The organism is Microbacterium azadirachtae (assembly GCF_000956545.1).
In the GTDB taxonomy this organism is placed as follows: domain Bacteria; phylum Actinomycetota; class Actinomycetes; order Actinomycetales; family Microbacteriaceae; genus Microbacterium; species Microbacterium azadirachtae.
On the sequence record NZ_JYIT01000074.1, the window covers coordinates 13,535 to 36,351 of the forward strand.

Genomic DNA, 22,817 nt, shown 5'->3' on the forward strand with positions numbered 1-22,817 from the left:
CGCCTTGGATTGGTATCAGTTGACTTGACCGGGTGCGGTCGTCGAGTCACGCACGATCAGTTGAGACGGTAGCTCCGCGTGCTCGGGATGAGGGATCTCGCGACGAATCGCCCTGAGGAGCATCTCCACCGCAGTTCTGCCCATCTCCTCTGCCGGCGCCCGCACGGTCGTCAACGCCACGTAGGACAAGGCTGCTGCGGGAATATCATCGAAACCCATGACCGACATGTCGTTCGGCACGTCCACACCGCGCCGCAGCAGACTGTGCAGTACCGTAAGCGCGAGATAATCGTTCGCCCCGACCACCGCTGTCGGGCGCGGCGCCAGGGACAGCAACGAGTCAACGAGCGTCGCATGATCAGCAGCGCGTCGCCCGGCGGCTTTCAGATGAACGACCGCGTTCTCCCCACCGAGGTTGCGACCGAAGACGTCGAGGAGCGCATGCCAACGCGCATCGGTGATCCGCTCGCCACCCGGCGCGCTTAAGAATGCGACCTGTGAGTGTCCGAGCGAGCGCAAATGCTCCGCCGCAAGGATCCCCGCTTCCGTCGAGTCCACGTTCACGCTACTGATCGCTTTGCCCGCTGTGGCCCCGAGGAGCACGACCGAGGCCCCCACCGCGGAAAGAGCCGAAAGATCCACATCCGTACGACCAGAGAAGTCGCCGATCACCCCGGCCACGCGCATCTCAGCCAATCGACGCAGGTAATCGTGCTCGCGCTGGACGTCCCCTTTCGTGTCGCACAGCACGACCAAGTAGCCGAACGGCTGGAGCGCGTCCTCGATGACGCTCGCAAGCTCGCTAAAGAACGGGTTCGACATGTCCGGAACCACGAACCCAACGGTTGAATGACGCCCACCGCGCAAGGTCCTCACGAGGCGATTGGGAACGAAGTTAAGGTCGTCGATGGCCTGCTGGATCCGCTCCGCCGTCGCCGGGGTGAGCGCCTTAGTCCCGTTGATGAAGTGCGACACTGACGCGGTGGACACGCTCGCCGCCGCCGCAACATCGCGTATGGTCGCCATCCTGCTCACAATCGCCTCTCTCGGGCAGTGACCTGGCGTTGCCTGCACCGTTGCCTTTGCGCGGACGCCTCGACAAGTCCCGATTCGGCCCCCGCCACGTGCGGCACATCCATCCACCATATCGCGTCGCCAGAAGTCGAGAGAAGAAATGCAGAGAGGAGCACTGCGAGCAGGATTCGGTCACGTCGACAACGGTGGCGTCACCGCCGATCGAAGAGGCCGAAACTGGTGGGTTGGGCTTTCACGAAGCGATCACCGCACGAACTTGTCCAGGCCAACCTCTCCTCCGTCCGGGCACACAATCCCTGCCTTGGATATGCGTGCCCTGCCTTGGAGATACATGCGGCCTCGACACAGGCCCGCCCAGCCCCGAGCAACTCCTGGCCGGGTACCCCCTGCCAGAACATGCGCGCGAGCGGGGCCTCGTCCGGCCCGAGCGACGAACCGACCCTTGCTCCACGTAGTAGTCACATCCGCACGATGTCTGCGCTCGCTGCGGATATCGCAGGAGATGACAGTTCAGACTGCGGCCAATACGAAAGCCCCGCACCTCCCCAGGTGCTCGCCTTCGCGCCCGCGGATCCTGCCTTCCCGCTCGCGGTGTGCGGCAGAGTAGTAGCGTGATCGCCTTCCTCTTCGCCCCCGAGCAAGGGGTCATCCTGGCCGTGCTCGTGGGAGTGATGTTCGCGAGCGCGGTGCTCCAAACCACGACAGGGTTCGGCTTTGCCGTGCTGAGCGCGCCCGTGCTCACCGCTCTCACCAACGGGCCCGCCGCGGTGTCGACAGTTCTGGTCACCGGGACCGTGGCGGATCTGCTCATCCTTCTGCTCCGCCGGTCTCGCCCGGCGCCCGACTGGCGGGAGGTCGGCCTGGTCGGGCTGAGCTCCATCCCCGGGATCGCTCTCGGCACCCTGCTGCTCGTCGTCGCGCCGAAACCAGTTCTGATGGTCGTCATTGCAGGCGCCGTCATCGTCGCAGTCGGACTGCGCGTACAGACCCGGCGACAACGGAACTACCCGCCCCGCGTGATCAGCCACCACTGGGGACTCCTCGCCGGACTCCTCTCCGGAACCCTCGGCGCCGCGACGACGCTGGCAGGCCCACCAACCGTCTTCTACCTTGCCCACCGCGGCCACACACCGGCGACCACCCGGGACACCCTGGTCACGCTCAACCTCGTCCGGCTCCCGCTCAGCGTCGCTGCGCTCCTCACCGCCGGAGCGTTCACAGCCCTCCCCGGCCTCGCCTGGCTCGTCGCCGCCGTCCTCGCCGGCTACTCGGTGGGTGGGTGGCTGTTCGGGAAGATCGATGCCGCCCGCTACGAACGCCTCACCCTTGCCGGCCTAATCCTCTCTGCCACCACCGCCCTCATCGCCGCAATCACCACCCGCTGAACCGCGCGCCCGCACGTTCAGCGACACCGTCGACACATAGCTCCACACGCTCAAGGACCGCCTTTCGACGAGAGGCTTCACCGGGACCACGATCGCCGACCGGCTCGGGATGATCACCACCGTCATCGGCGGGATCGTCCTCGCCCTCAACGGGTTCGCGATCATCGTGCTCCTCGGCTACAGCCTCCGAGGGCGTAGGTACTTTTCACGTGTCTGTCCAGGGAACGCGTCCGAGAAGTCGGCCTCACTCAAGCGATGGGCATGGGCTCTGCCTGCGCGGCCACTCTGTTCAGCTTCGAGGCCGTCCTCATTGGGTGCCTCGGTAGGCCCCATCGGTGCCGGAGTCGCTGTCTCGCAGGATCGGCGATCAGTCGCGCGCTCGTTGGATCGCTGCTGCTGTCATAATCTTCGAGCTCCTCGCCTGGGACGCCGCCCGCGGCGCGACGCGGATCCGGCGGTGTTGCGGCGCTACGAATAGAGAGCGCCAGAGCCCGACCGCGAGCCAGAGCCGGGCCGGTCTCGCGGTCGATGCAGTCAGAGCTCCACGTTGCCGGAGATCGCGACCGATGTCCGACCGCCCACCCAAATACGACCGTCGTCCTCACTGATATGGACGCGTCCCTCCCGCCCCATCGTCGTTCCCTGTCGGGCGATGTAAGGGGTGGCAGCACGACCGGTGGCGAGCATCCATTCCGCGGCCGCCGCGTTGAGGCTGCCCGTGACTGGGTCTTCTCGGAGAGTGCGCTCCCCGTCAGAAAAGAAGGCCCGCAACTCGAACACAGGCCTGTCAGGGCCAGTGGCTCTGCGAACCGGGCCGATCACTCCGATGTCCCACTGACCGGGGTACGCGGCAGCGCTGGGGGTGAGATTAAGAACAGCCTCGTCGTCCCCGAGAAGAATGCCGACCCATCCTGCCCCGTTGTCGAGCCATTCGGCATCTACAACATCGTTTCGGTCGATGCCGAGGACCGCTGCGACCTTTGCGAGATAGTCCGGGGCAACGGCCCCGGCTCGAGTGCGAGCGGGAGCTGAGAACGAGAGCAAGCCGTCCGAGGCGATGCGGATTGGAACGAGACCGGCACGGCATTCCTGAACGATCCGGTCAGTCTTGGTCGGCGTGCCTCCCGCGTCGAGCCATGCGCGCGCGGTGCCGAGCGTGGGGTGGCCGGCGAAAGCGAGTTCGGCCTCGAGGCTGAAGATGCGGACTCGGTAGTCCGCGTCAGGTGTCGTCGGCGGCAGTACGAACGTGCACTCGGACAGATTGGTCCAGACGGAGAAGCGCCTCAGGTCCTCGTCCTCGATCCCCTCAGCGTCGAGGACGACTGCGACAGGGTTGCCTCGGTATGCGGTTTCGCTGAAGACATCGACCTGGCGGAAGGGGCGGCGCATGCTCCGACGGTATCCGCCGTGAGGCCCGTTCGCCGAACCGCCGTCGCTTGCCGTCATCGAGTGCCGTCTCCTCGAGAGAATCAGCCAGGAGAGCGCGGCAGGGAGCGACTCGAAGCGACTCCGCGGCCGGGGATCCGTTCGGCGACATGGTGACCTGCAGCAGCGCATCTTCCACAGTGGCCGGTCCTCGTCTGCAGTTGGCTCTGGCGAGACGCAGAGCCTTCTGGGCGCGTCGTGCAAGACCCCCTCGGATGTGACCAATGTCGAGTCCGCAGCCGATCAGGCATCCCCTCTCAGGTCCGTGCGCCACCGGCGGATGCCGTAGGGGATTCCGCTGCGTTGAAAGCGGCGTACGGTGCGGGCGGATGGTTCGATCAGGATTGTGTTGCGACTCAGTCTGGCGAGCGGGAGATCGCTCGACGAGTCTGTATACAGAGCGTCGATGGCACCGTGGGAGAGTGGAGGCGGCAGCCGGGCCGCCTTGTGGTGCCCGATGTTGTGAAAGGAGAACCGAGGCCCGTGTTGGCGGAATTCGAAGCGGGAGGCGTGAAGAGTCGCGCCCTGGATCCCGAGTTCTTCGAGGTAACAGATCGCAAGGAACTCCTCGGTTGCGGTGGTGATCAAACATGCGCCGTTCGTAGCAGTTCGTCGGGCCCGGCCAACGATAAGTGGGTCAGTGTTGCCGTGTCTGTGAGCGAGCTTTCGCGCGACGCGCCGGGCAAGAGATCGATAGCCGGTGAGTGAAAGGCCTTGCAGGGCAATATGCACGATCGCGCGGTGAACCCGCGGCCGATGCGGGCCGCCGCTGCTCACGCATGCGCTAGCCAGGGCGAGGATTCCCACCGGAACGACGAGCCAAGGCCTTCTGCGCAGGCGATCGAAGACGACGGACGCCATTGTGTCCGATCGGCTCAGTACCCCGTCCAGGTCGAAGACGTCCGTCATTCGTCGTCGACTGACCGCTCGATAGTGAGGGAGACGCGATCGGCACGATAGACGTCCACCGCGTACTCAAGGCATTCGCCGGTGTCGATGAAGGTCTGGCGGGTCAACTGCAGACCTCCCGTCGCCTGACGGGCACCGAGATACCCACTGTTCTCCGCGTCGAGTACGACCACCTGCAGTTCGGCGGATGTTCGCGCGAGCCTTAGCCCGAAGCGGTCTCGTATTTCATCCCAGAGGGAGCCATCGAGGTCGCTGTCGAGCAGTCCGGGCACGAGATCAGCACGATAGTACGTCGTCTCGACCGCGAGCGGTTCACCGTCGGACTTGCGCAGACGCCGAAGCGCGTAGACGATGTGGCCTGGCTGCACATTGAGCCCCGACGCTACTTCATCGTCGGCGGGGCGTACTTCTGCCCAGAAGAGCTCCGCGCCCGGCTGGCGCCCCGCCCTGACTACCTCTTGCGAGAAGGAGCCGAGGCGTAACCGCACCCGCGGCTCAGAAACGTAGGTCCCTCGGGTCGCATCCCTGTGTACTCGCCCTTCGCGCTCGAGCACCCCCAGCGCGCGGCGGACCGTCATCCGACTCACACCCCATTCGACGCACAGTTCCCGCTCCGGCGCCAACGGTTCATTGACACCGAGCTCTCCCGAGTCAATGCGCTCACGCAGCGCGTCCGCAATGCGGAGATACGCGGGCTCGGCCACCTTCCGCGGCGCGGCATCCCGCCCCTTTTCAACAGTCACCCTTGACACGGTACCTCCCCACCCCTATCGTATCTTGGTATAGACCATGTTGGTCTATACCAAGAGCATTCGTCCAATGAAGGTCAGGCCATGGCAACTCCCGAAGCAGTAAGTTCGACCCCACCCCAGACTGACGCTCCCTTGAAACGCGAGCTCGGGCTCTATGCGTCCTTTGCTGTTGCGTTCGGCTTCGTGTCGATTGCGACGGGCATCTTCACCACCTACGGTGCGGTACTAAATAGCAGCGGTCCACGCGGGATCTGGGCGTGGCCCATCGCCGTCATCGGGCAGACGATGGTCGCCCTCATTTTCGGGGCGCTCGCTGCTCGCATCCCGATCAGTGGCTACGCTTACCAATGGGTGTCCCGTCTCGCGAATCCCCTCCTCGGGTGGCTCACCGGCTGGATTTCTTTCGCGTTTCTTGTGGTCGTGGTGGTCGCCGTCGACTACACGATCGCTGCGACGATTCTTCCCGAACTGTTCGGGTATGCCCCCACGCCGGCGAATTGCTGGGTCATCACGGCGGTTGTCATGCTGCTGCAGGCGGTCCTTGTCGCCCTCAGTACAAATGTCACCAACCGTGTCAACGAGGTTGCTGTCACCGTTCAGATCGTTGGCATGGTCGGCATCACCGTCCTTCTTTTCGTTGTGGGTGCCGTCATCGGTCGTCTTGACTTCACTCACCTGTTCGAGACCGCACCTGTCGCTGAGGTGTCCTACTGGGACTTCGGCGGCCTCAGCAACGCCGGCCCGTTCCCGTTGGCGTTCCTTCTGGGGGCGTTCACCATCGTGGGATTCGAGTCCGCCGCGAACCTCGCTGAAGAGACCAAGAACCCCGAGCGAGTCATCCCCCGCGCCATGGTCCAGGCCGTCGTCGCCCTCGGAGTGTTGGGAATGCTGTTCCTCGTTGCGGTGACCGCGCTCGCGGACAACACCGTGGAACTTGCGAAGTCGGCGACGCCTGTCGCAACCGTCATCACGTCGGTGCTCGGCCCCGTTGTGGGGAAGATCCTGCTCGTGCTGATCGTCGTGTCGATCTTCTCCTGCGGGCTCGTCATCACGCTCAGTGGTACTCGTCTGGTGTGGGCAATGTCCCGTGACGAGCGTTTCCCGGCATGGCAGCTTCTCCGCAAGGTCAGCCGCAATCGCCATACCCCCGTTGCTGCCACCATCGGCTATTTTGTGGTCACGCAGGCGATCCTTGCGATCTTCAGCGGCACCAGCGACGCGCTATTCGTCCTGTTCTCGGCCGCGACGTTGCTTCCCGCCATCATCTACGCGGGCACTGTTCTTCTCTACATTGTCAAGCGCAAGTCGTTGCCCGCCAGCAAAGGCTTCACGCTCGGACGCTGGGAGATCCCGGTCCTGGTGCTGGCCAGCATCTGGCTGATCTACGAGCTCCTGATCTTCCGCGATGCGTCGTTCGAACAGCCGCGACTATACGTCGGCATCATGCTGGTTGTCGGAATCGGCTATCTCGTCTACCTCGTCGCCACGCGCGGACGTAAGGGCCTTTCGATGCCCGACATGCAGGACGTCGACCGAGCGTTCGACGACAACACTATTTCTAAGTAGCACGGCACCACTATCGAAAGAGGACCCATCATGAGTTCGCATTCCCCGTCCCACACCATCGCCATCATCGGCGGGGGCATCGTCGGGTCGGCCCTGCTGTACACGCTGGCCCATCGTGGCGTCGATGCGATCCTGTTCGAGGCGGAACCTGAGCTCGGGCTCGGCGCAAGCGGCACGAACTCCGGCGTGCTACACACCGGGTTCGATTCTGCCCCCGGACAGCTCGAGACGGACCTGATCCTGCGCGCCGCTCGCATACGCCCTGCAGTCCTCCACGCGCTCGACGTACCCGTCATCCACGCCGGCGCGGAACTCGTCCCCCACACGAAAGAGGACAATGACACCATCCGCCATCTCGCCGCCAATGCCGCCGCCAACGGTGTCGAGGTCGCCATCAGAGAATCCGACGGGGCACTGCTGGTGGCAGGAGAATCCGTCAGCGACCCGGTCGCGTTCACCTTGGCGCTGGCCGAGTCCGCGCAAGCGGCCGGTGCCGCCGTCGAGGTGAATGCGCTGGTGACCGGGATCACCTCTCACACCGACGGTCTCACGCTCCAGTTGGCCGATGGCCGGACCTTCGCCGTCTCCGCCGCGATCAACGCCGCGGGACTCTACGCCGACGAGATCGCACGCCTGGTCGGCGATGACTCCTTCGAGATCTACCCTCGCAAGGGAGAGTTCTTCGTCTTCGAACTCCCCGACAGGCAGACCCTCGACAGGATCATCCTCCCGGTCCCCACCAAACGCACCAAAGGCGTGCTCGTCTTCCCAACCCTCGACGGCAAAGTCGTCGCCGGACCCACAGCCGTCGATCTTGAGGACAAGAAGGACTGGGGTGTGCGCCCCGAAGCGCAGGACGAGATCCTCAGCAAAGCCGTTCAACAGTTCCCGACGCTGGAGGGCCTCACCCCCATCGCGAGTTACGCCGGGCTGCGCCCAGCAGGCCGCGGCAGCAACTACATTATCGAGCGCTCCGCCGCCAATGACCGTCTCATCCACGTCGCTGCGATCCGTTCCACTGGCCTCACCGCGTCCCTCGGCATCGCCGATTACGTCGCCGCCGAGCTCCTTCCGGATCTCGGCATCGCTGTCGACCCGCTGCGCCCGACCACCAAGGTCAGCATGGCACCTAGCAACGGGCCGTGGTGGCAGCGAACCGCACGCCATCACGCAGCCGATAACTCATGACTCCCGGTGCGGGCGCACCGTTCGATCGCGCCCGCACCCAACTGGACCCGAAGGGCGCACACCATGACCACCGTTCTAGCGATCGATCAAGGAACATCCGGCACGAAAGCTGTCGTCGTTGGTCCAGACGGCGACGTTCTCGCCCTCAGCGAAGTCTCCGTACGGCCTACCTACCTCCCTGGCGGCGGAGTCGAACACGACCCGCACGCCATACTCGACTCCGTCCTGCGGGCCGGACGCGTCGCTGTCAACATCGCCAAAGCCGACATCGACATCGTCACGCTCGCTAACCAAGGCGAAACGGTCCTCGCCTGGGACCCGGACACCGGCCGCCCCCTCTCCGACATGATCGTCTGGCAGGACCGCCGCGCAGAGTCCATCTGCACCGACCTCCACGAGCACGCCAGCGATATCGCGCAACGCACCGGCCTCGTTCTCGACCCCTATTTCTCCGCCCCGAAACAGGCCTGGCTGCGACGCAATATCACCACCGACGGTGTCGTGACCACCTCAGACTCCTGGCTTCTGCACCAACTCACCGGCGAGTTCGTCACTGATGCTTCCACCGCAAGTCGATCCCTCGTCCTCGACATCGACACCGCTGACTGGGACCGCGACCTCCTTGCACTCTTCAACCTCCAAGAGGAACGACTCCCGGAGATCCTCGCCTGCGACGAGATCGCCGGCAGCACCAGCGCCTTCGGCGGCACCTCCGCCGTTGGCGGACTCGTCGTCGACCAACAGGCGGCACTCGTCGCACAACGCTGCCTCTACCCCGGAGAAGCCAAATGTACCTTCGGTACCGGCGCGTTCCTCCTCGCTAACACCGGACGCACCGCAGTGCGGTCCACCGCAGCCCTCTCTTCCTCCATTGCCTGGCAGCAAGGAGGCCGGACAACCTACTGCCTTGACGGGCAGGTCTACACCGCTGCCTCCGCCGTCCAATGGCTCGAGAAACTCACCTTCATCGACACCGCAGCAGACCTCGACCGCGTCGCCGCAGAAGACTCACACGGAGTCCTCTGTGTCCCCGCGCTCGCCGGCATGGCTGCACCCTGGTGGCGCCCCGACGCAACCGCAACGTTCACCGGAATGACACTGTCAACCGGCAGCGAACACCTCGTACGCGCCGTACTCGAAGGCATCGCAGCCCAAGTCGCAGAACTCGCGGCAGCCATGTCCGTCGACCTCGACCAACCACTGCAACGCCTCCGCGTCGATGGCGGGCTCACCCAGAGCAGGGTCCTCATGCAAGCCGTCGCCGACTTGATGCGCATCCCGGTTGACGTCTACCCCTCCCAACACGCCACGCCCCTCGGCGCCGCCGCACTCGCCCGATGCGCAGCAAACCCCGAACTCTCACTGGACGACGCAATCATCAATTGGTCCCCCTCCACGACATACGAACCCCAATGGTCAAACGACCGCGCAACCGAGTTCTCCACCCGATGGCGCGCCGTCGCCGACTCCCTCTCCTGACCCACGCTGAAAGGAAACTCCCATGAGCAAACGCCAGAACATCTCCTCCGGCTCCCCGCGCGAACCCATCCTCGGCTACTCACGAGCCGTGAGAGTAGGGAACCTCGTCTTCGTCGCAGGAACCACGTCCGGCGGCATCGGGGACACCGCCGCCAAGCAGACCCGCGAGATCTTCACCCGCATCGAGAACGCCCTCACCCAAGCCGGCGCCACACTCCAAGACATCGTCCGCACCCGCGTCTTCCTCACTGACATGGCCGACTTCGACGCCGTCGGCACCGTACACGGCGAGCTCTTCCGAGACATCCTCCCCGTCACCTCCACCATCGGCACAACCGCCCTCGCCGCCCCCGACATCCTCGTCGAAATCGAAGTCGACGCCGTACTCGGAACAAACTAAGCGCAGTCGCGACCAAACACCACGAAGTTGCCGTCAACGCGGGTCGGCTTCCGGACGGTGGTGGAGCCCATCGCCCCCCGCTCCTTCCACCCGCCACCGTCAGGGATGCGACCAAGCTTCCTTACCTTAAACGCACCAGCGCCTCGTCGGCGACGGTTCACTCGCTGACAACAGGGTCGTGGTCACGGCGTTCGGATGTGTTGTGATCGCGGTGATGATGTGGGTGTCCCTGCGCGGCGTCCAGATCGGTGAGCGGATGCAGCAGGTGCTGCTCGCGATCCAGTACCTTGCGATGGCCGCTTTCGTCATTGGATGCCTCGTCGGCTATTTCACCGGCAATGCTCCGAAGCCCCCGGCGCCCGCTCTTGACTGGTTCAACCCGCTCCTCGCTGACGGCCACGGAATGGTGCAGGCGGTCTTGCTGGCCCTGTTCATCTATTGGGGATGGGACACATGCCTCGCCCTGACCGAGGAGACCCGAGACCCGCGCCGTACGCCCGGTCGGGCAGCGACGCTCTCAACGGTGATCCTTCTCATCACCTACGTAGCCGTGACGGTCGTCACGATGATGTACGCCGGCATCGGTGACACCGGCACGGGGCTGGCCAATGCCGACCATGCGGACGATGTCTTCTCCGGTCTCGCTGGCATGGCGCTCGGCCCGATGGGATGGTTCCTCGTCGTCGCCGTCGCGGTCTCGGCGCTCTCCTCGTCACAGACGACGATCCTCCCCACGGCCCGCGGCACGTTCGCGATGGGCATATACAAGGCCCTCCCCAAACGCTTCGCGGCGCTGCACCCCGTGACCCAGACGCCGACGTTTTCCACCCTGCTCATCGGTGTCGTGGCGATCCTCTATTACGCAGGGATGAACCTCGTCTCCACCAGCGTCCTCTCCGACTCCGTCGTCATCGGTGCAGGCATCGCCGGGATCACCACCGCACGGCTGCTGCGACAAGCGGGCCAGAACGTGGTGATACTCGAGGCACGAGACCGTATCGGCGGGCGCATGTGGACCGACCGCGATGCCGGATTCCCCGTCGATCGCGGGGCCTCATGGATCCATGGCCTGATCGGCAATCCACTGACCCCCCTGGTGGAATCGCTCAACATCCGCACTCTGGAGTTCACGGTAGGTGCCTACCAAGCCGGTGGGCGCCCGATCAGCAACTTCGATGCGAATAACGAGCCGCTCGATACACGACGTACCGATGCGTGGCTTGAGGACGCGAGCATGGCCGACGAGCTCCTCGCTGACGCGATCGCTGCATCGGCTCCCGGTACCAACTATGCGCATGCAGTTGAACGTGCTGTCGCCGCTTTCGACGCGGACGCGGCCCGAAAACGACAAGTCCATGAATTTCTCCACCACCGCACCGAAGAGCAATGCGGCGCAGAGAGCTCGGAGGTCGATGCGCACGGTTTGGACGAAGACATCATTGAAGGTGACGAAGTCGTCTTCCCCGATGGTTACGACACCCTCCCCCGCATGCTCGCCGAGGGCCTCGACATCCGTCTTGGCCGGGTCGCCAAGACGATCGAGCGGACGACAGCCGGCGTGCGTGTGCGAACGGAGTCCGAGTCGTTCGATGCAGCGCACGTCGTAGTGACTGTGCCGCTCGGCGTCCTAAAAGCCGGTGACATCGACTTTGATCCGCCCCTGCCTGAAACGATCACGGCCGCGATCGAACGCATCGGCATGGGAGTCTTCAACAAGATCTTCCTCCGCTTCCCCGAACGATTCTGGGCCGACGGCGTCTACGCCATTCGCCAACTCGGTTCTCCGAGCCACCCATGGCATTCCTGGTACGACGTGTCCGAGATCAGCGGCGAACCGATGCTGCTCACCTTCGCGGGAGGAGCGTGGGGACGCGAGATCGAGAGCATGGACGACGAGGACATCGTCGACTCGGTGGTCACCTCGCTTCGACGCATGTACGGCGACGCGGTACCGTCGCCAGTGGCGCATTGGATCACTCGCTGGGGCGCCGACGAGTTTAGCCGCGGCTCCTACTCCTACATCGCGGTCGGCGCTTCCCATGACGACCACGATGCGATTGCCGAGCCCGTAGCCGACGTACTGCACTTCGCCGGAGAGGCCACGTACGGTGCCGAACCGGCGACGGTTCACGGAGCGCTCCTCTCAGGGCATCGGGCCGCTGAACGAATTCTCGGTCGGACGGTTCCGCTGAAGACACTACCTGGGACTCAGCACGCGCCCCGTTGACACGACCCTCAGGCGGGCGGAGCCGGCCATGTATGGCGCGTTTTGCGTATGTTCATCAGAATGGTTGCCGCCCGCAATCTCGGTGTTCCATCGTGTGGTGACGACGCTAGTAGTTTCGTGCGGTGCCTCTGACGCAACGTCCCGCTATCGCGCTTGCCGCCGCGGTGGCGCTGTGGTCCGCGGGCTACCCTGCCACGTCGTGGGCGCTGCACGCCAGCGGATCCGTCGCCGTGATCACAACGATGAGGTTCGGCATCGCGGCGGCCGTTCTCGTCGTTCTGACCTACCGGCGCCCGGGGTTTCGCGAGGCGTGGTGTCGGTTCGACATGGTCATCTTGGCCGCGTCAGGAATCACTCTCTATTACGCGCTATCAAGCGTTGGCCTGCTCTATACGACCCCCGGGACCGCAGCGCTCCTTGGAGCACTACTCCCAGTCCTCATCGCTTTCGGCGGCTGGGGCCTCCTGGGAGAACGACCCTCTCTGCCCACGCTCGCGGGGCTGACGGTCGCCGTGGCCGGCGTTGCACTGATCGCCGCAGCCCAATGGCGGTTCGATCTCGGGGTGGTTCTGAATGCCGCAGCCGTCACCGCCTACGCCTCATACGCACTCCTGCTCCGAAAGTCCCGCGGGGACCGGAGAGACCCCCTGGTGGTCGCGGCGGTAACGGCCAGCTGGGGCGCGCTCCTCATGCTCCCCTGGGTCGCGTGGGAGATCGCTTCGGGGCGAGCCGGCCTTCCTCCGACACCTACTGATGCGCTCCCCGTCCTCCTGCTCGCCTGCGGGATCACGATTCCGACCCTTCTGCTGTACACATATGCGGCGGCGAAGCTCCCTGCTGCCGCATCCGCCCTCGCCACCGCAGCAATTCCCGCCCTTGGCTACCTCTTTGCCGTAGCACTCGGCGAACCGTGGGAGCCACTCAAAGCCCTCGGGGGTGCCATCGCCTTGCTCGGAGTTGTCGTAGGAAGTACCGGTAGCCCCAAGGACGTGTCACTCCGTTGAGGCAGATGCGCGCTGGATCGGCGCGCTGGGCCAAAGCGTCCTCCAGCGGGCACGGCCACAACGGAGGTCGCATCAGCGCTTTGAGACCATTCCACACTCGCTCCCAACCGACACTCTCCCGTGTGCAATATTGCACACCGCCCGGTGCGATATTTCGGATCGATCCGTGCCGGACGGAGGCGAATACTGAGGTCACCATTGCGGGAAGGCTCCCATCCTCGGAAGAGGGCCCGGACTCCCTGCGCACACGGACGTCGACGACGACGTCCAGACGGAACAAGGAGGTTCCCGAATGACGATAGCGATGAACAACCATCAACAGGCCCGGAGGCGCCGCCGGGCGGCGCCACTGGCCTTGCTCACGGCGGTCGCCTCAGCGATCACACTTTCCATAGTCATCGCCGGAACTCCCGCTCGTGCCGCGACAGGCACCTGGGCAACTGAAACGATCGCAGGAATGTCCGTGCGGATCTACACACCAGCAACCGCGGGCACGCTCGGGGTCGGGCGCGCCCTGATGATCAATCTGCACGGTTGTCTCCAGAAGGCCCAGAACCTGCAGGACAACGGAAACTGGGCCGCAACGGCCGATCGCACCGGAATGATCATCGCGCTCCCGGACGCACCGAGCGGCGGTGTGATTGCAGGATGCTGGGACTATTACGACAACAGCCACAGCTCGACGGCCCCTACCCGTCACGACGACAATCTCCTTGACCTCGCCACCACCCTGATCGGGCGGACGACTCTCGGGATTGACCGCAACCAGGTCTACATCTCGGGTCTGTCATCGGGCGGCGGCGAGACGATGGTCATGGGTTGCCTTTTCCCCAGGATTTTCGCGGGCATCGGCATCAACGCCGGCCCGACAGTCGGGACCAGCTCATCACAGATCGGGAGCGTCGCGACGACCGCTGCAGCGGCGGCATCTACCTGCACGAACTTCGCCGGGTCTGACAGCGCGTCCTTCCAGACACAGCTGACGTCGGTCATCTACGGCAGCAACGACGCGACTGTCGCCCCGGGATACGACACACTGAACGGCGAGGTCATGGCCAACATCTATGGTGCTTCCGCCAAGACGACGTTCTCGCTCTCCGGACTGCCGGGCACCAATACCCAAGGCAGCGGCACCTTGTACAGCGACTCGAACGGAGGCCGAGTCTCGGTCATCCAGAACACCGGACTGGGGCACAATTGGCCTGCAGGCTCCGGTAGCGGCGGCTCTTACATTTCAGCCAACAGCATCGATTACCCGTCTTACCTCGCCTCGTTCTTCTTTGCGAACAATCGTCGGGTTGACCGCAGCGGGACGCCAACGCCAACCCCCATCACAAGACCGACGCCAACTCCCACGGCGACACCAACTCCAACGCCGACTTCAACGGACTGCATCACTGCCACGAACCTGGAACACAAGAATGCCGGCCGCGCAACGAGCTACGGTATCAATCCCTACAATCCCTACTACTCCGCAGGTTTGCTCGGGTATATGGGCCAGGGCGACGGAACCGTGTCAAGCCTTAAGCGAAAGACCAATGGCTGGACCGTGGCTTCTTCCTGCAGTTAGGCCAGCTCACGGTGGGGTGGTGCCGGCGCGTCCCCCGCCAGCATCACCCCACCGTCGGCCACCGTTAATTTGCTTCCTCCGAGCCGACATTGGCCCTGAGCACAAGCTCGTTCAGAGCTCGACCCAGCGCGTCGACAAACCCATCGGCTTCCGCGATCGTCAGAACGAGAGGCGGCTTCACCTTCTTAACGTTCTGCCTTTCCGAGGTCGCTTGCATGATCACGCCGAGCTCCAATAGGCGCTCACACACCCACGCGGTCTCCCGGTCTGCGGGCTCGAGGGTCCCCCGGTTACGGACCAGCTCGACGCCGAGATAGAGCCCTCGCCCGTGGACGGCCCCGATCAGAGGATGCTGCTGTGCGAGGTCGGCCAGTCGTCGACGCAAATGCTCCCCGACGACCGCCGCGTTCTCCATCAGTCCCTCATCGCGGATCACGTCGAGCACGGTGCTGCCGGCGATAGCGCTTGCCGGGGCGCCGCCTGCCGAGGAGAAGAACATGCCCTCGTCGCGCAGCGCGTCCACGATCTCGCGCCGGGTGATCACCGCACCAACGGGGTAAGCGTTGCCGGCCGCCTCCGCCACCGCGATGATATCGGGGACAACGCCACCATCTCAGCCCCCCCAGAACGCGGCCCCCAATCGCCCATAACCGACCTGCACCTCGTCGGCGATCGCCAGGCCACCGTGACGACGAACTGCATCGTACGCGCCGGCGAGGTATCCATCCGGGGGGATGACCCCGCCCGCGTTACCCAGAACGGGCTCACAGATGAAGGCCGCAGGTGCCCGGCCCTCGCCGTCGAGTCGCGAGGTAAGGATCGCGAGCCAAAGCGTCACCGCCCTCACTCCCGCCGACATCGAGACTTTGGATGCCATCAAGGGCGTTCGCAGCGTCGATGCCACCTGCACTATCACTCCCGGCTACATCCGGGCGATGGCAAGCGGTTGGTCACCTCCGTCGGAAGCCTCATCCCCGGCAGACCGCCGTCCTTGACACGGGCCGCAAGCCCGTCCCGACTCTGCGACCCAAGAGGTCGCGCTGCCCCTTGCCTACGTCAAGCCTCTCGGCTTCAACGGCGGCGAGGACGCGATCGACAAGACCGTCTCCATCGGCATCACCGATGCCAACCGCACCCAGCACACGCTCGAAGCCACAGTCGTGGCTGTCACAGCAGACGCGCTCGCCAGCCCCACAGGATCCAACATCTTCGTCAACGACGCCCTCAGCGACGCACTGTTCGACACTCAGTCCACCGGCCTGACCGCCGAGCATGCTGACCGATACGCCTCCGCCACGGCCTGGTTCGATCCGAAAGCCACTGACGACGAGATCCAGACCCTGAAGGACCGCCTAGCCGACAAGGGGTACACCGGGACCACGATCGCCGATCACCTCGGGACGATCACCACGGTCATCGACGGGATCGTGCTCGTTCTCAAAGCCTTCGCGGTCATCGCTTTGCTCGCCGCGACCTTCAGCATCGTGAACACCCTCTACATGTCCGTGCAGGAACGCACCCGCGAGATCGGCCTCCTGAAGGCGATGGGCATGGGATCCGGTTCAGCGTCGAGGCCGCGTTCCTCGGCTTCCTCGGCATTGCCGTCGGCGCGGGGCTCGCGATCCTCGCCGGCGTCGATATCAGCGGCGCACTCTCCGCGGGATTGCTCGCCGACCCACCTGGGCTCACCCTGATCGCGTTCGACCCCGCCTCGATCGCCACGATCATCGTGCTCGTCATGCTCATTGCGTTCGTCGCCGGCACCCAGCCCGCGGCCAGGGCCGCGCGCAAAGACCCGATCGATGCTCTCCGCTACGAGTGAGCAATGCCAGTGGGCCGGGCGCGAGCGTCTCGGCTCACCGGCGTTGGTTGGGCCGGGCACCCTTGGCATGGTGGGCCGCCTTGACCGCCTCGGGGATGGTCCGGTTGTCGATGACAACTTGCTTCGTCGCCTCGTCGCCTCCGACGACGTGGTCCTCGCCGTTCATCAGTGCCTCGAACCCCTGACGCGCCACCTCGGTCTTGTCGTTCTTCCAGGAGTTGTCGCCGTACTTGGTGTCGCCCATCCCCGCGTTGGCGTGGAAGTCGCTGTTCGTCGCGCCGGGGAGCAGAGCGGTGACCGAGACGCCGGTGCCGCGAAGCTCTTCACGAATGCTCTCGGCGAAGGAGTAGCCAAACGCCTTCGATGGGCCGTAGACCGTCTCGAAGGGGGTGGGTGTGGTGGCGCTGACGGACGACACGATGAGGATCTTGCCGTCGCCGTTGCGCACCATGTGCTGAACGACCCGCTTGGCCATGTGCACCGTGCCCGTGATGTTGACGGCGATGATCGCGAACTCATCCTCGAGGGTGTTGTCAACGAATGCGCCGCCCCTCCCGATGCCGACGTTCAGCGCGGCTGCGGCGACAGGTCGCCCCTGGCTCAGCGTGAACTCCCAGAAGCCCTCGACGCCCTCGAAGGTGGCGGCATCGCCTTGGTACGCGTATGCCTCGACGCCGAGCTTCGTCAATCTGTCGGCGGATGCGAACACCCGCTCGCTCCGGCCGGAGATAGCGACGTCGTAGCCGTGCTCGGCGAACTGCGCCGCCAGTTCGAACCCGATGCCGGACGACCCTCCGGTAACCAGGGAGAGGGGACGCGTGCTGGTCATAAGAACTCCTTCAATCTGCGTCGTGCGGACGCGTGCGGTGGATGACGACGAGCCGGATTGGAAGCGCTCGAAGATCTAGGAGCGGTCGGCGCCGCGGTGGTCCAAGAGAACGGCGCGCTCTCCGCCGACCTCAGCGAGGTCTTGCAGCGCCTTCGAATCTTGAGCAGTCGCGACAACCGTGTTGCCACGACGCAGAGCTTCCCGCGCGACCTCGCGGCCGAAACTGCAAGACGCTCGCGTGATGAGCCAGGTTTGTCATGATGCCCATCACCATGTAAGGCAGCCGATGTTCCGGCTGTGCCATCTATCTGACGCGGATGCGAGGACACAAGGAAGGGAGAGAGCACCGTAGGACAGCAAGACCCACCCTCACGCGTGCTCCGCTGCCGAAGCCGGCGGACAATAGGGCTATGCCGAAGAACGAAGCGTTGAGCGAGTTCCTCACCAGCAAGCGCGCCGCGGTGAGCCCCACCGTAGCCGGGATCCCCGAGACTGGCCACCGACGCGTTCCCGGTCTTCGCCGCGAAGAGGTCGCTTTCCTGGCTGGCGTCAGCGTCGATTGGTACGTCCGGCTGGAGCAGGGGCGCCAGGTCACGCCGTCAGAGTCTGTCCTCGCCGCTATTGCCCGCATCCTGCGCCTGGACGATGCGGAACGCGACTATCTGTTCAACCTCGCACGCCCGACTCCAGGATTGAACAACCATTCGACTAAGCGGTCGCTGGTTCGCCCCGGGATTACCCGAATGATCCAGACTTTCGTCAACCAGCCCGCTTTCGTCCTCGGGCCTCGCATGGAAGTGCTCACAGGCAACGAGCTCGCCTGGGCCCTGCTCGCGGACTTCCCCACCATGGCTCCGGGCCACCGCAACCTTCTCCGTTGGATCATGACGGACCCGTCGACGCGCACCCTCTATGTCGATTGGGCGATCATCGCCGCAGAACTCGTCGGAGTCCTCCAGCTCGAAGCGAGCGCGAACCCGGATGACGAGGAGATCGCCGCGCTCGTGGGCTCGCTGTCGACGTCCACTCCGGAATTCCGCCGCTGGTGGGCAACTCCCAATCCGCAAGGACGCACCGCCGGCACCAAGCGTTTCGACCACCCCATCGGCGGCCCGCTGACCATCGACTGGGAGGCATTCACGATCCCCGACGACACCCAGCAGACACTCTTCGTCTACACCGCTGCAGACGCCAACTCCGCGGCCGCGCTTTCCCTTCTCGGAAGTTGGCGCGCGTCCCAGATGACCAGCGCACGGGGGATGCCCGTGTGAGCCTGCTCACATTCTTGACCTTGAATCTCGCCTGCAACGAGACCCGCTCTTCTCGCGATCCCAGCCGGAACCCGCTGCTCAACAGCGCTGTCGCAGGGGCCGCGTCTGGACTGGCGGGTCATCGTCGCGCCGTGCAAGAACACTGTCGTACTCATCGGGCATCAACGTCGGGGACCTATGCTGCGACGACTCGAAGAGCAGGTCACCCTCGCAACCTCGCCAGCAGGTCTCATATTGGGCTCGAGATCGAGAGAACATCGTGCATCACCCTCGCTGGCTCCTGACGCGCATGCCGGAGTCGGCTATCAGGGCAGCACCACAGCTCAACGAACTCCTCACAAATGCTTTCATCCCACTGCTGGGCCCTCGTCACTTACACAAGCCTCACACCGGCCGCTCCAGGATTTCGATACGCGGTACACGGGAACAGGGGTCCTGCAATGAGCGATGTTCCGCCTCTTCTTCGCCGCGCTTCGAGACCTCGATCAGGGTCGCGCTTCCGAATCGCCCTTCGACGCCTATGCCCCATCGGAGTCTCATCCCGATGACCCGGGACGCCCGTTCCCTGCAGACGCTGCCCTCAGCGCAGCGGCTCGGTATGCGGTTGGGGTCGGCAATTGCACCGCCTGAAAAGCTCTACGCATTCGCAGCGCGTCCCCGAAACCCGAAATCTGTGCGATCTGCTCAATCGATGTCGGCCGGTGATTCGAGTCCGCGAGCAGGCGCCGCGCTTCCGTCAGGCGACGATCTCGTATCGCGTCCTTCACCCGCAGGCCCTTGCCCGCGAAGATCTGCTGGAGCCGTCGGGGCGACGTGCCAAGGAGGTTCGCGAGCTTACCGGAGGTGAAGTCGGGATCCATGTAGCGGGTGGACACGAGTGACATCGCCTCGGTGTATGTATCCCCATGGACCGTCCGCTGCAAGCGCTGCGCTCCCGCAGCGCCGAGCGTCGCTCCGATGATCATCTCGCCGAGCAGCTGCTCTGCGAAGTAGGTGTTGAGCGGATCCATGGGGGCGCTTCGCAGGATCGCGGCAGCGAATTCAGGATCGGCTCGGCAAGAGTCCCTTCCGCTCCGAAGGCGAGAGGCCACGTCGCCTTGTGCACGTCATACTCGCGGAGCAGTTCTACCGGGCATTCGACGAAGATGACACGGGCCCCAGGCGAGAACGTGCCAGAGTAGTCGTCTCCGGGGAGCAAGGCCAGTCCCGCTCCTGGGCCAAACGACGCATCGCCGGTACCCAAATGCAACGTGACCTGACCCGCCTCGAGTAGCCCCATGAACACGGTGACCTTCTGCGCGTCGTGATGGAGTCTGAACCGCCCGCCTCCGACCGTTGCGGAGACCACGTTGACCCGTCCCGTGAAAAACGCCTCCCCGTCGATATGGATGTTGTGCGAGTCGGGCGTCCAGACGTGGAAGAGGCCAAGATCGTCTTCCCAAGCGGTGCCCATACCGTGTTCCAACCGACCAGGAAGCATCGTGCCGTCGATGATCATCCGATCGCCGACGACAGTCCAATGAAACTGCCGATGCGTAGGGACTCGGATCGAACGCATCGACATCCGCCCCTCCCTTCCGTTGCGTGTCATCCGAGCCGAAAAGCGATGAAGATCTGCTCGCCGAGGAGGAACGTACCGATCGCGGCAACGAGAATCCCGGAGACTCGACCGACGATCCGCGCCAACTCGGGTCGCGTCGCCAGCACACGACGGGCTCCTGCGCCGACAACAAGGTACACCGCCGCGCACGTCAGAATGTGGATCGTTCCCAAGACAAGCATCTGAGCGGCCACAGGCCACGGCGATGTCGACGTCACAAACTGCGGAAGCAGGGTCACAAGAAGGAGCAGAACCTTCGGATTCAAACCGCTGATCCCCATTCCACGCACGAACTGTCCAATGACCGAAGCAGCGGCCTGATCTGCCGCATGCGGAGTCGACGGCTGTCGAGCCATGCTCACGCCGAGCCAGATCAGGTAGAGCGCGCCGCCCACTGTGAGCGCGGTGAGCACGACCGGCATCCCGGCAACCAGCGCCCCGACCCCGCCCGCCACCAGCATCACAACGACCGTGTGCCCAGCGATCAACCCGCCCACCGAAGGGAGGATGCTCCTCTGCCTCAGCCCGGCCGCGATCGTGTACGCCCAGTCGGCGCCGGGGGTCATGATCAGCAACAGCGCGACGCCCCAAAATCCCATCAAGGTCGCGGGGGACATAGGGTAACTCCAGATAGCCTCATGGGAGAAGAAACTATGCGGTATCTAGTGAGAGGTGCTCCTCAATCTCCCCCAAATTCCGAATCATTATGTAGATTCTTCTACATGGATCGGGTTGATAGGGAGATTCTTCTCCATCTTCAGGAAGATGGGCGCTCGTCGTTGACCGACCTAGCGAAGACGCTTCGGATCAGCCTGTCCTCCTGTCACCGGCGCGTCCGCACGCTCGAGACTTCGGGCGTGATCTCCGGCTATCGCGCTCAAGTCGACTCCTCCGTGATCGGATTCGCCTTCAACGCGCTCGTCTTCATCACGATGCGCAGCACAGCTCGCGCAGCGGTGGAAGCCTTCGAGAGCACCGTGATCACGATCCCTCAAGTGGTCCAGACCCAGCGCCTCTTCGGCGAGCCCGACTATCTGCTCCGCGTCGTGGCGGCTGATCTCACCGGGTTCCAGGAGCTGTACGACCAGCAGCTCTCGCAGCTTCCGGGCGTACAGAAGCTGACCTCCACCCTGGTCATGAAGTCCATCGCCCCGATCCAGGGCCTCCCGCTCTGAGAGCGGCTGCTCAACAGCTCTAGCGCCGGCACGGATCTCTCCCTCCAATCAATACCCGCAGTGTGGGAGTCAGTTTCCGAAGCTTTCGTCGATGGCGAACGCTGACGCTTCAGCCACGCCCGAGCATCGTCTTGTCGCACGAGCGACTACGACGCTTGGAGGAAGAAATGCCCGAAGAGACCACCGCCGATCTCCCGCGACGCGACGGCCTGAGCCGCCGCCGTGTGGTCAAAGGGGCGGCATGGTCGCTGCCCGTGATCGCCGCGACAGTCGCCGTCCCCGCCCACGCCGCGTCCGGGAAGGCGAACATCGCTGTCACCAGTTCCTGCTTCGCGGGAACCACCGCGCTCGGCACCCAGCTCGGGCCCACCTGGGTGATGAAAGAGACGAACGGCGTAAACGCGGGGACCGTCGCGCTCACGGAGAAGCTGACCTTCACCTTCACGTCCGTGCTGACTGGGCCTCTCGGGTTCATCGCCATCTCGGGAGCTATCCCCGGGATCGTGACCTGGATCACTGTCCAGTCCGCTGGCGCAATCACAGCGCTCCCGTGGTATCAGACCAACGGATCCCAGCTGACGGTCCCACCGATCAACCTCGATCCCGCCAACATCACCTCGGCGCTCGTGCCCGTCCAGAACCCGGACGGGACGTACTCGGTCCACTACACCCTGACCCGCAACGTCACCTGGAACAACGTCGCCCCCCTGAGCGAAGCCCGCTACAGCTACCCGCTGAACCTCACGCCACCGCCCCTGCCCGGACTCAATGTCACCCAGAACTGGACGCTGACATCAGGGCTGGCCGATGCGAACGCCGCGGACAACACCGGCGTGATCAACACCGCCCTTCTCGCCGCCTGCGCGGCGTGAGTTATCGACCTGTGGACTCGGTCCCCTCCTAGACCGCTGGTGCGGACGATCTCGATGTATTCCCCAGACATCTTTCCCACATATTTCGTCCGCACCAGCCTTTCCCTTTTCGCCGATCCAGCCCGCAGCCAGGCACGACCGACGTTACAAAATCCGGCGTGTGCCAGACGAGACGACGCGTTGATGTGCCGCAGGGCTGAGCCTGCGGGCCATGTGCGAGCCAGAGCTTCCGTACCCTAAACAGGCTTTCGCACTCCATCAGGCAATCTGCCATAGGCGTCATCGCCCCACCTCGCAAGACCGGTCCC

At 64.4% G+C, this 22,817-nt stretch carries 20 protein-coding genes and 3 pseudogenes; 14 read left to right on the forward strand and 9 right to left on the reverse strand.

Going from position 1 to position 22,817, the window contains the following annotated elements; translation table 11 throughout:
* Window positions 1-15: 15 nt before the first annotated feature.
* Window positions 16-1,026 (reverse strand): LacI family DNA-binding transcriptional regulator, encoded by a 1,011-nt coding sequence (locus RL72_RS08820; protein WP_052674284.1) that lies wholly within the window; start codon window positions 1,024-1,026, stop codon window positions 16-18.
* Between the two features lie 620 nt (window positions 1,027-1,646).
* On the opposite strand from RL72_RS08820, the gene RL72_RS08830 reads away from it, so the two are divergent.
* Window positions 1,647-2,420 (forward strand): sulfite exporter TauE/SafE family protein, encoded by a 774-nt coding sequence (locus tag RL72_RS08830; protein ID WP_156156749.1) that lies wholly within the window; start codon window positions 1,647-1,649, stop codon window positions 2,418-2,420.
* Between the two features lie 534 nt (window positions 2,421-2,954).
* On the opposite strand, the gene RL72_RS08835 is transcribed toward RL72_RS08830, so the two are convergent.
* The 3 genes from RL72_RS08835 to RL72_RS08840 form a co-directional block, all read right to left on the reverse strand.
* Window positions 2,955-3,809 (reverse strand): PhzF family phenazine biosynthesis protein, encoded by an 855-nt coding sequence (locus RL72_RS08835; protein WP_045250466.1) that lies wholly within the window; start codon window positions 3,807-3,809, stop codon window positions 2,955-2,957.
* A gap of 279 nt (window positions 3,810-4,088) precedes the next feature.
* Window positions 4,089-4,754: an HAD family hydrolase gene (locus RL72_RS19485; protein WP_082072279.1), complete on the reverse strand. Its 666-nt coding sequence runs from the start codon at window positions 4,752-4,754 to the stop codon at window positions 4,089-4,091.
* Window positions 4,751-5,497 (reverse strand): GntR family transcriptional regulator, encoded by a 747-nt coding sequence (locus RL72_RS08840; protein WP_045250467.1) that lies wholly within the window; start codon window positions 5,495-5,497, stop codon window positions 4,751-4,753. The genes RL72_RS19485 and RL72_RS08840 overlap by 4 nt, the downstream gene beginning before the upstream one ends.
* A 141-nt stretch (window positions 5,498-5,638) precedes the next feature.
* On the opposite strand from RL72_RS08840, the gene RL72_RS08845 reads away from it, so the two are divergent.
* The 7 genes and pseudogenes from RL72_RS08845 to RL72_RS20555 all read left to right on the forward strand — a co-directional run bounded on the left by RL72_RS08845 (window position 5,639) and on the right by RL72_RS20555 (window position 14,940).
* Window positions 5,639-7,072, forward strand: coding sequence for an APC family permease (locus RL72_RS08845; protein ID WP_211256040.1), 1,434 nt, complete (start codon window positions 5,639-5,641; stop codon window positions 7,070-7,072).
* Between the two features lie 30 nt (window positions 7,073-7,102).
* Window positions 7,103-8,260: an NAD(P)/FAD-dependent oxidoreductase gene (locus tag RL72_RS08850; protein WP_052674287.1), complete on the forward strand. Its 1,158-nt coding sequence runs from the start codon at window positions 7,103-7,105 to the stop codon at window positions 8,258-8,260.
* Between the two features lie 63 nt (window positions 8,261-8,323).
* Window positions 8,324-9,739 carry an FGGY family carbohydrate kinase gene (locus tag RL72_RS08855; protein ID WP_045250469.1) on the forward strand — a complete coding sequence of 472 codons (1,416 nt, stop codon included), beginning with the start codon at window positions 8,324-8,326 and terminating at the stop codon, window positions 9,737-9,739.
* A gap of 22 nt (window positions 9,740-9,761) precedes the next feature.
* Complete coding sequence (locus tag RL72_RS08860; RefSeq protein ID WP_045250470.1) at window positions 9,762-10,139, forward strand: RidA family protein; 378 nt, start codon at window positions 9,762-9,764, stop codon at window positions 10,137-10,139.
* Between the two features lie 166 nt (window positions 10,140-10,305).
* Window positions 10,306-12,366 (forward strand): annotated as a pseudogene (locus tag RL72_RS08865) (amino acid permease); the annotation flags it as partial.
* Between the two features lie 122 nt (window positions 12,367-12,488).
* Window positions 12,489-13,370 (forward strand): DMT family transporter, encoded by an 882-nt coding sequence (locus RL72_RS08870; RefSeq protein ID WP_082072280.1) that lies wholly within the window; start codon window positions 12,489-12,491, stop codon window positions 13,368-13,370.
* 292 nt (window positions 13,371-13,662) lie between these two features.
* The gene (locus RL72_RS20555; protein ID WP_082072281.1) at window positions 13,663-14,940 is read left to right on the forward strand and encodes an extracellular catalytic domain type 1 short-chain-length polyhydroxyalkanoate depolymerase; all 1,278 of its coding nucleotides are present in this window, start codon (window positions 13,663-13,665) and stop codon (window positions 14,938-14,940) included.
* 64 nt (window positions 14,941-15,004) lie between these two features.
* On the opposite strand, the pseudogene RL72_RS19495 reads toward RL72_RS20555, so the two are convergent.
* Window positions 15,005-15,817: pseudogene (locus tag RL72_RS19495) on the reverse strand (aminotransferase class III-fold pyridoxal phosphate-dependent enzyme).
* Between the two features lie 283 nt (window positions 15,818-16,100).
* Between RL72_RS19495 and RL72_RS08890 the strand changes: the two are divergent.
* Entirely contained in the window at window positions 16,101-16,634 is a 534-nt protein-coding gene (locus tag RL72_RS08890) for an ABC transporter permease (protein ID WP_052674288.1), read from the forward strand.
* Window positions 16,604-16,762, forward strand: a complete 159-nt coding sequence (locus RL72_RS19810) for a hypothetical protein (RefSeq protein WP_156156750.1) — start codon at window positions 16,604-16,606, stop codon at window positions 16,760-16,762. The genes RL72_RS08890 and RL72_RS19810 overlap by 31 nt, the downstream gene beginning before the upstream one ends.
* Before the next feature lie 34 nt (window positions 16,763-16,796).
* Here the strand turns inward: RL72_RS19810 and RL72_RS08895 are convergent, their stop codons facing one another.
* Complete coding sequence (locus RL72_RS08895; protein ID WP_211256042.1) at window positions 16,797-17,591, reverse strand: SDR family NAD(P)-dependent oxidoreductase; 795 nt, start codon at window positions 17,589-17,591, stop codon at window positions 16,797-16,799.
* 410 nt (window positions 17,592-18,001) lie between these two features.
* Here RL72_RS08895 and RL72_RS08900 point away from each other — a divergent pair, with 410 nt between their 5' ends.
* Window positions 18,002-18,862, forward strand: coding sequence for a helix-turn-helix transcriptional regulator (locus tag RL72_RS08900; protein WP_045250475.1), 861 nt, complete (start codon window positions 18,002-18,004; stop codon window positions 18,860-18,862).
* A gap of 536 nt (window positions 18,863-19,398) precedes the next feature.
* Here the strand turns inward: RL72_RS08900 and RL72_RS08905 are convergent.
* The 3 genes from RL72_RS08905 to RL72_RS08910 form a co-directional block, all read right to left on the reverse strand.
* A complete protein-coding gene (locus RL72_RS08905) occupies window positions 19,399-19,872 on the reverse strand; it encodes a helix-turn-helix domain-containing protein (protein WP_045250476.1) in 474 nt (157 codons plus the stop codon).
* On the reverse strand, window positions 19,824-20,360 hold the full coding sequence (locus RL72_RS19815; protein ID WP_156156751.1) for a hypothetical protein: 537 nt from the start codon (window positions 20,358-20,360) through the stop codon (window positions 19,824-19,826). The genes RL72_RS08905 and RL72_RS19815 overlap by 49 nt, the downstream gene beginning before the upstream one ends.
* A gap of 89 nt (window positions 20,361-20,449) precedes the next feature.
* The gene (locus RL72_RS08910) at window positions 20,450-21,079 is read right to left on the reverse strand and encodes a LysE family translocator (protein ID WP_045250477.1); all 630 of its coding nucleotides are present in this window, start codon (window positions 21,077-21,079) and stop codon (window positions 20,450-20,452) included.
* A 105-nt stretch (window positions 21,080-21,184) separates the two neighbouring features.
* Here RL72_RS08910 and RL72_RS20610 point away from each other — a divergent pair.
* The 3 genes and pseudogenes from RL72_RS20610 to RL72_RS08920 form a co-directional block, all read left to right on the forward strand.
* Window positions 21,185-21,313, forward strand: a pseudogene (locus RL72_RS20610) (AsnC family transcriptional regulator); the annotation flags it as partial.
* A gap of 6 nt (window positions 21,314-21,319) precedes the next feature.
* Window positions 21,320-21,637, forward strand: a complete 318-nt coding sequence (locus RL72_RS08915; RefSeq protein ID WP_346218189.1) for an Lrp/AsnC family transcriptional regulator — start codon at window positions 21,320-21,322, stop codon at window positions 21,635-21,637.
* A gap of 167 nt (window positions 21,638-21,804) precedes the next feature.
* The gene (locus RL72_RS08920) at window positions 21,805-22,509 is read left to right on the forward strand and encodes a hypothetical protein (protein ID WP_045250479.1); all 705 of its coding nucleotides are present in this window, start codon (window positions 21,805-21,807) and stop codon (window positions 22,507-22,509) included.
* Window positions 22,510-22,817 lie beyond the last annotated feature (308 nt).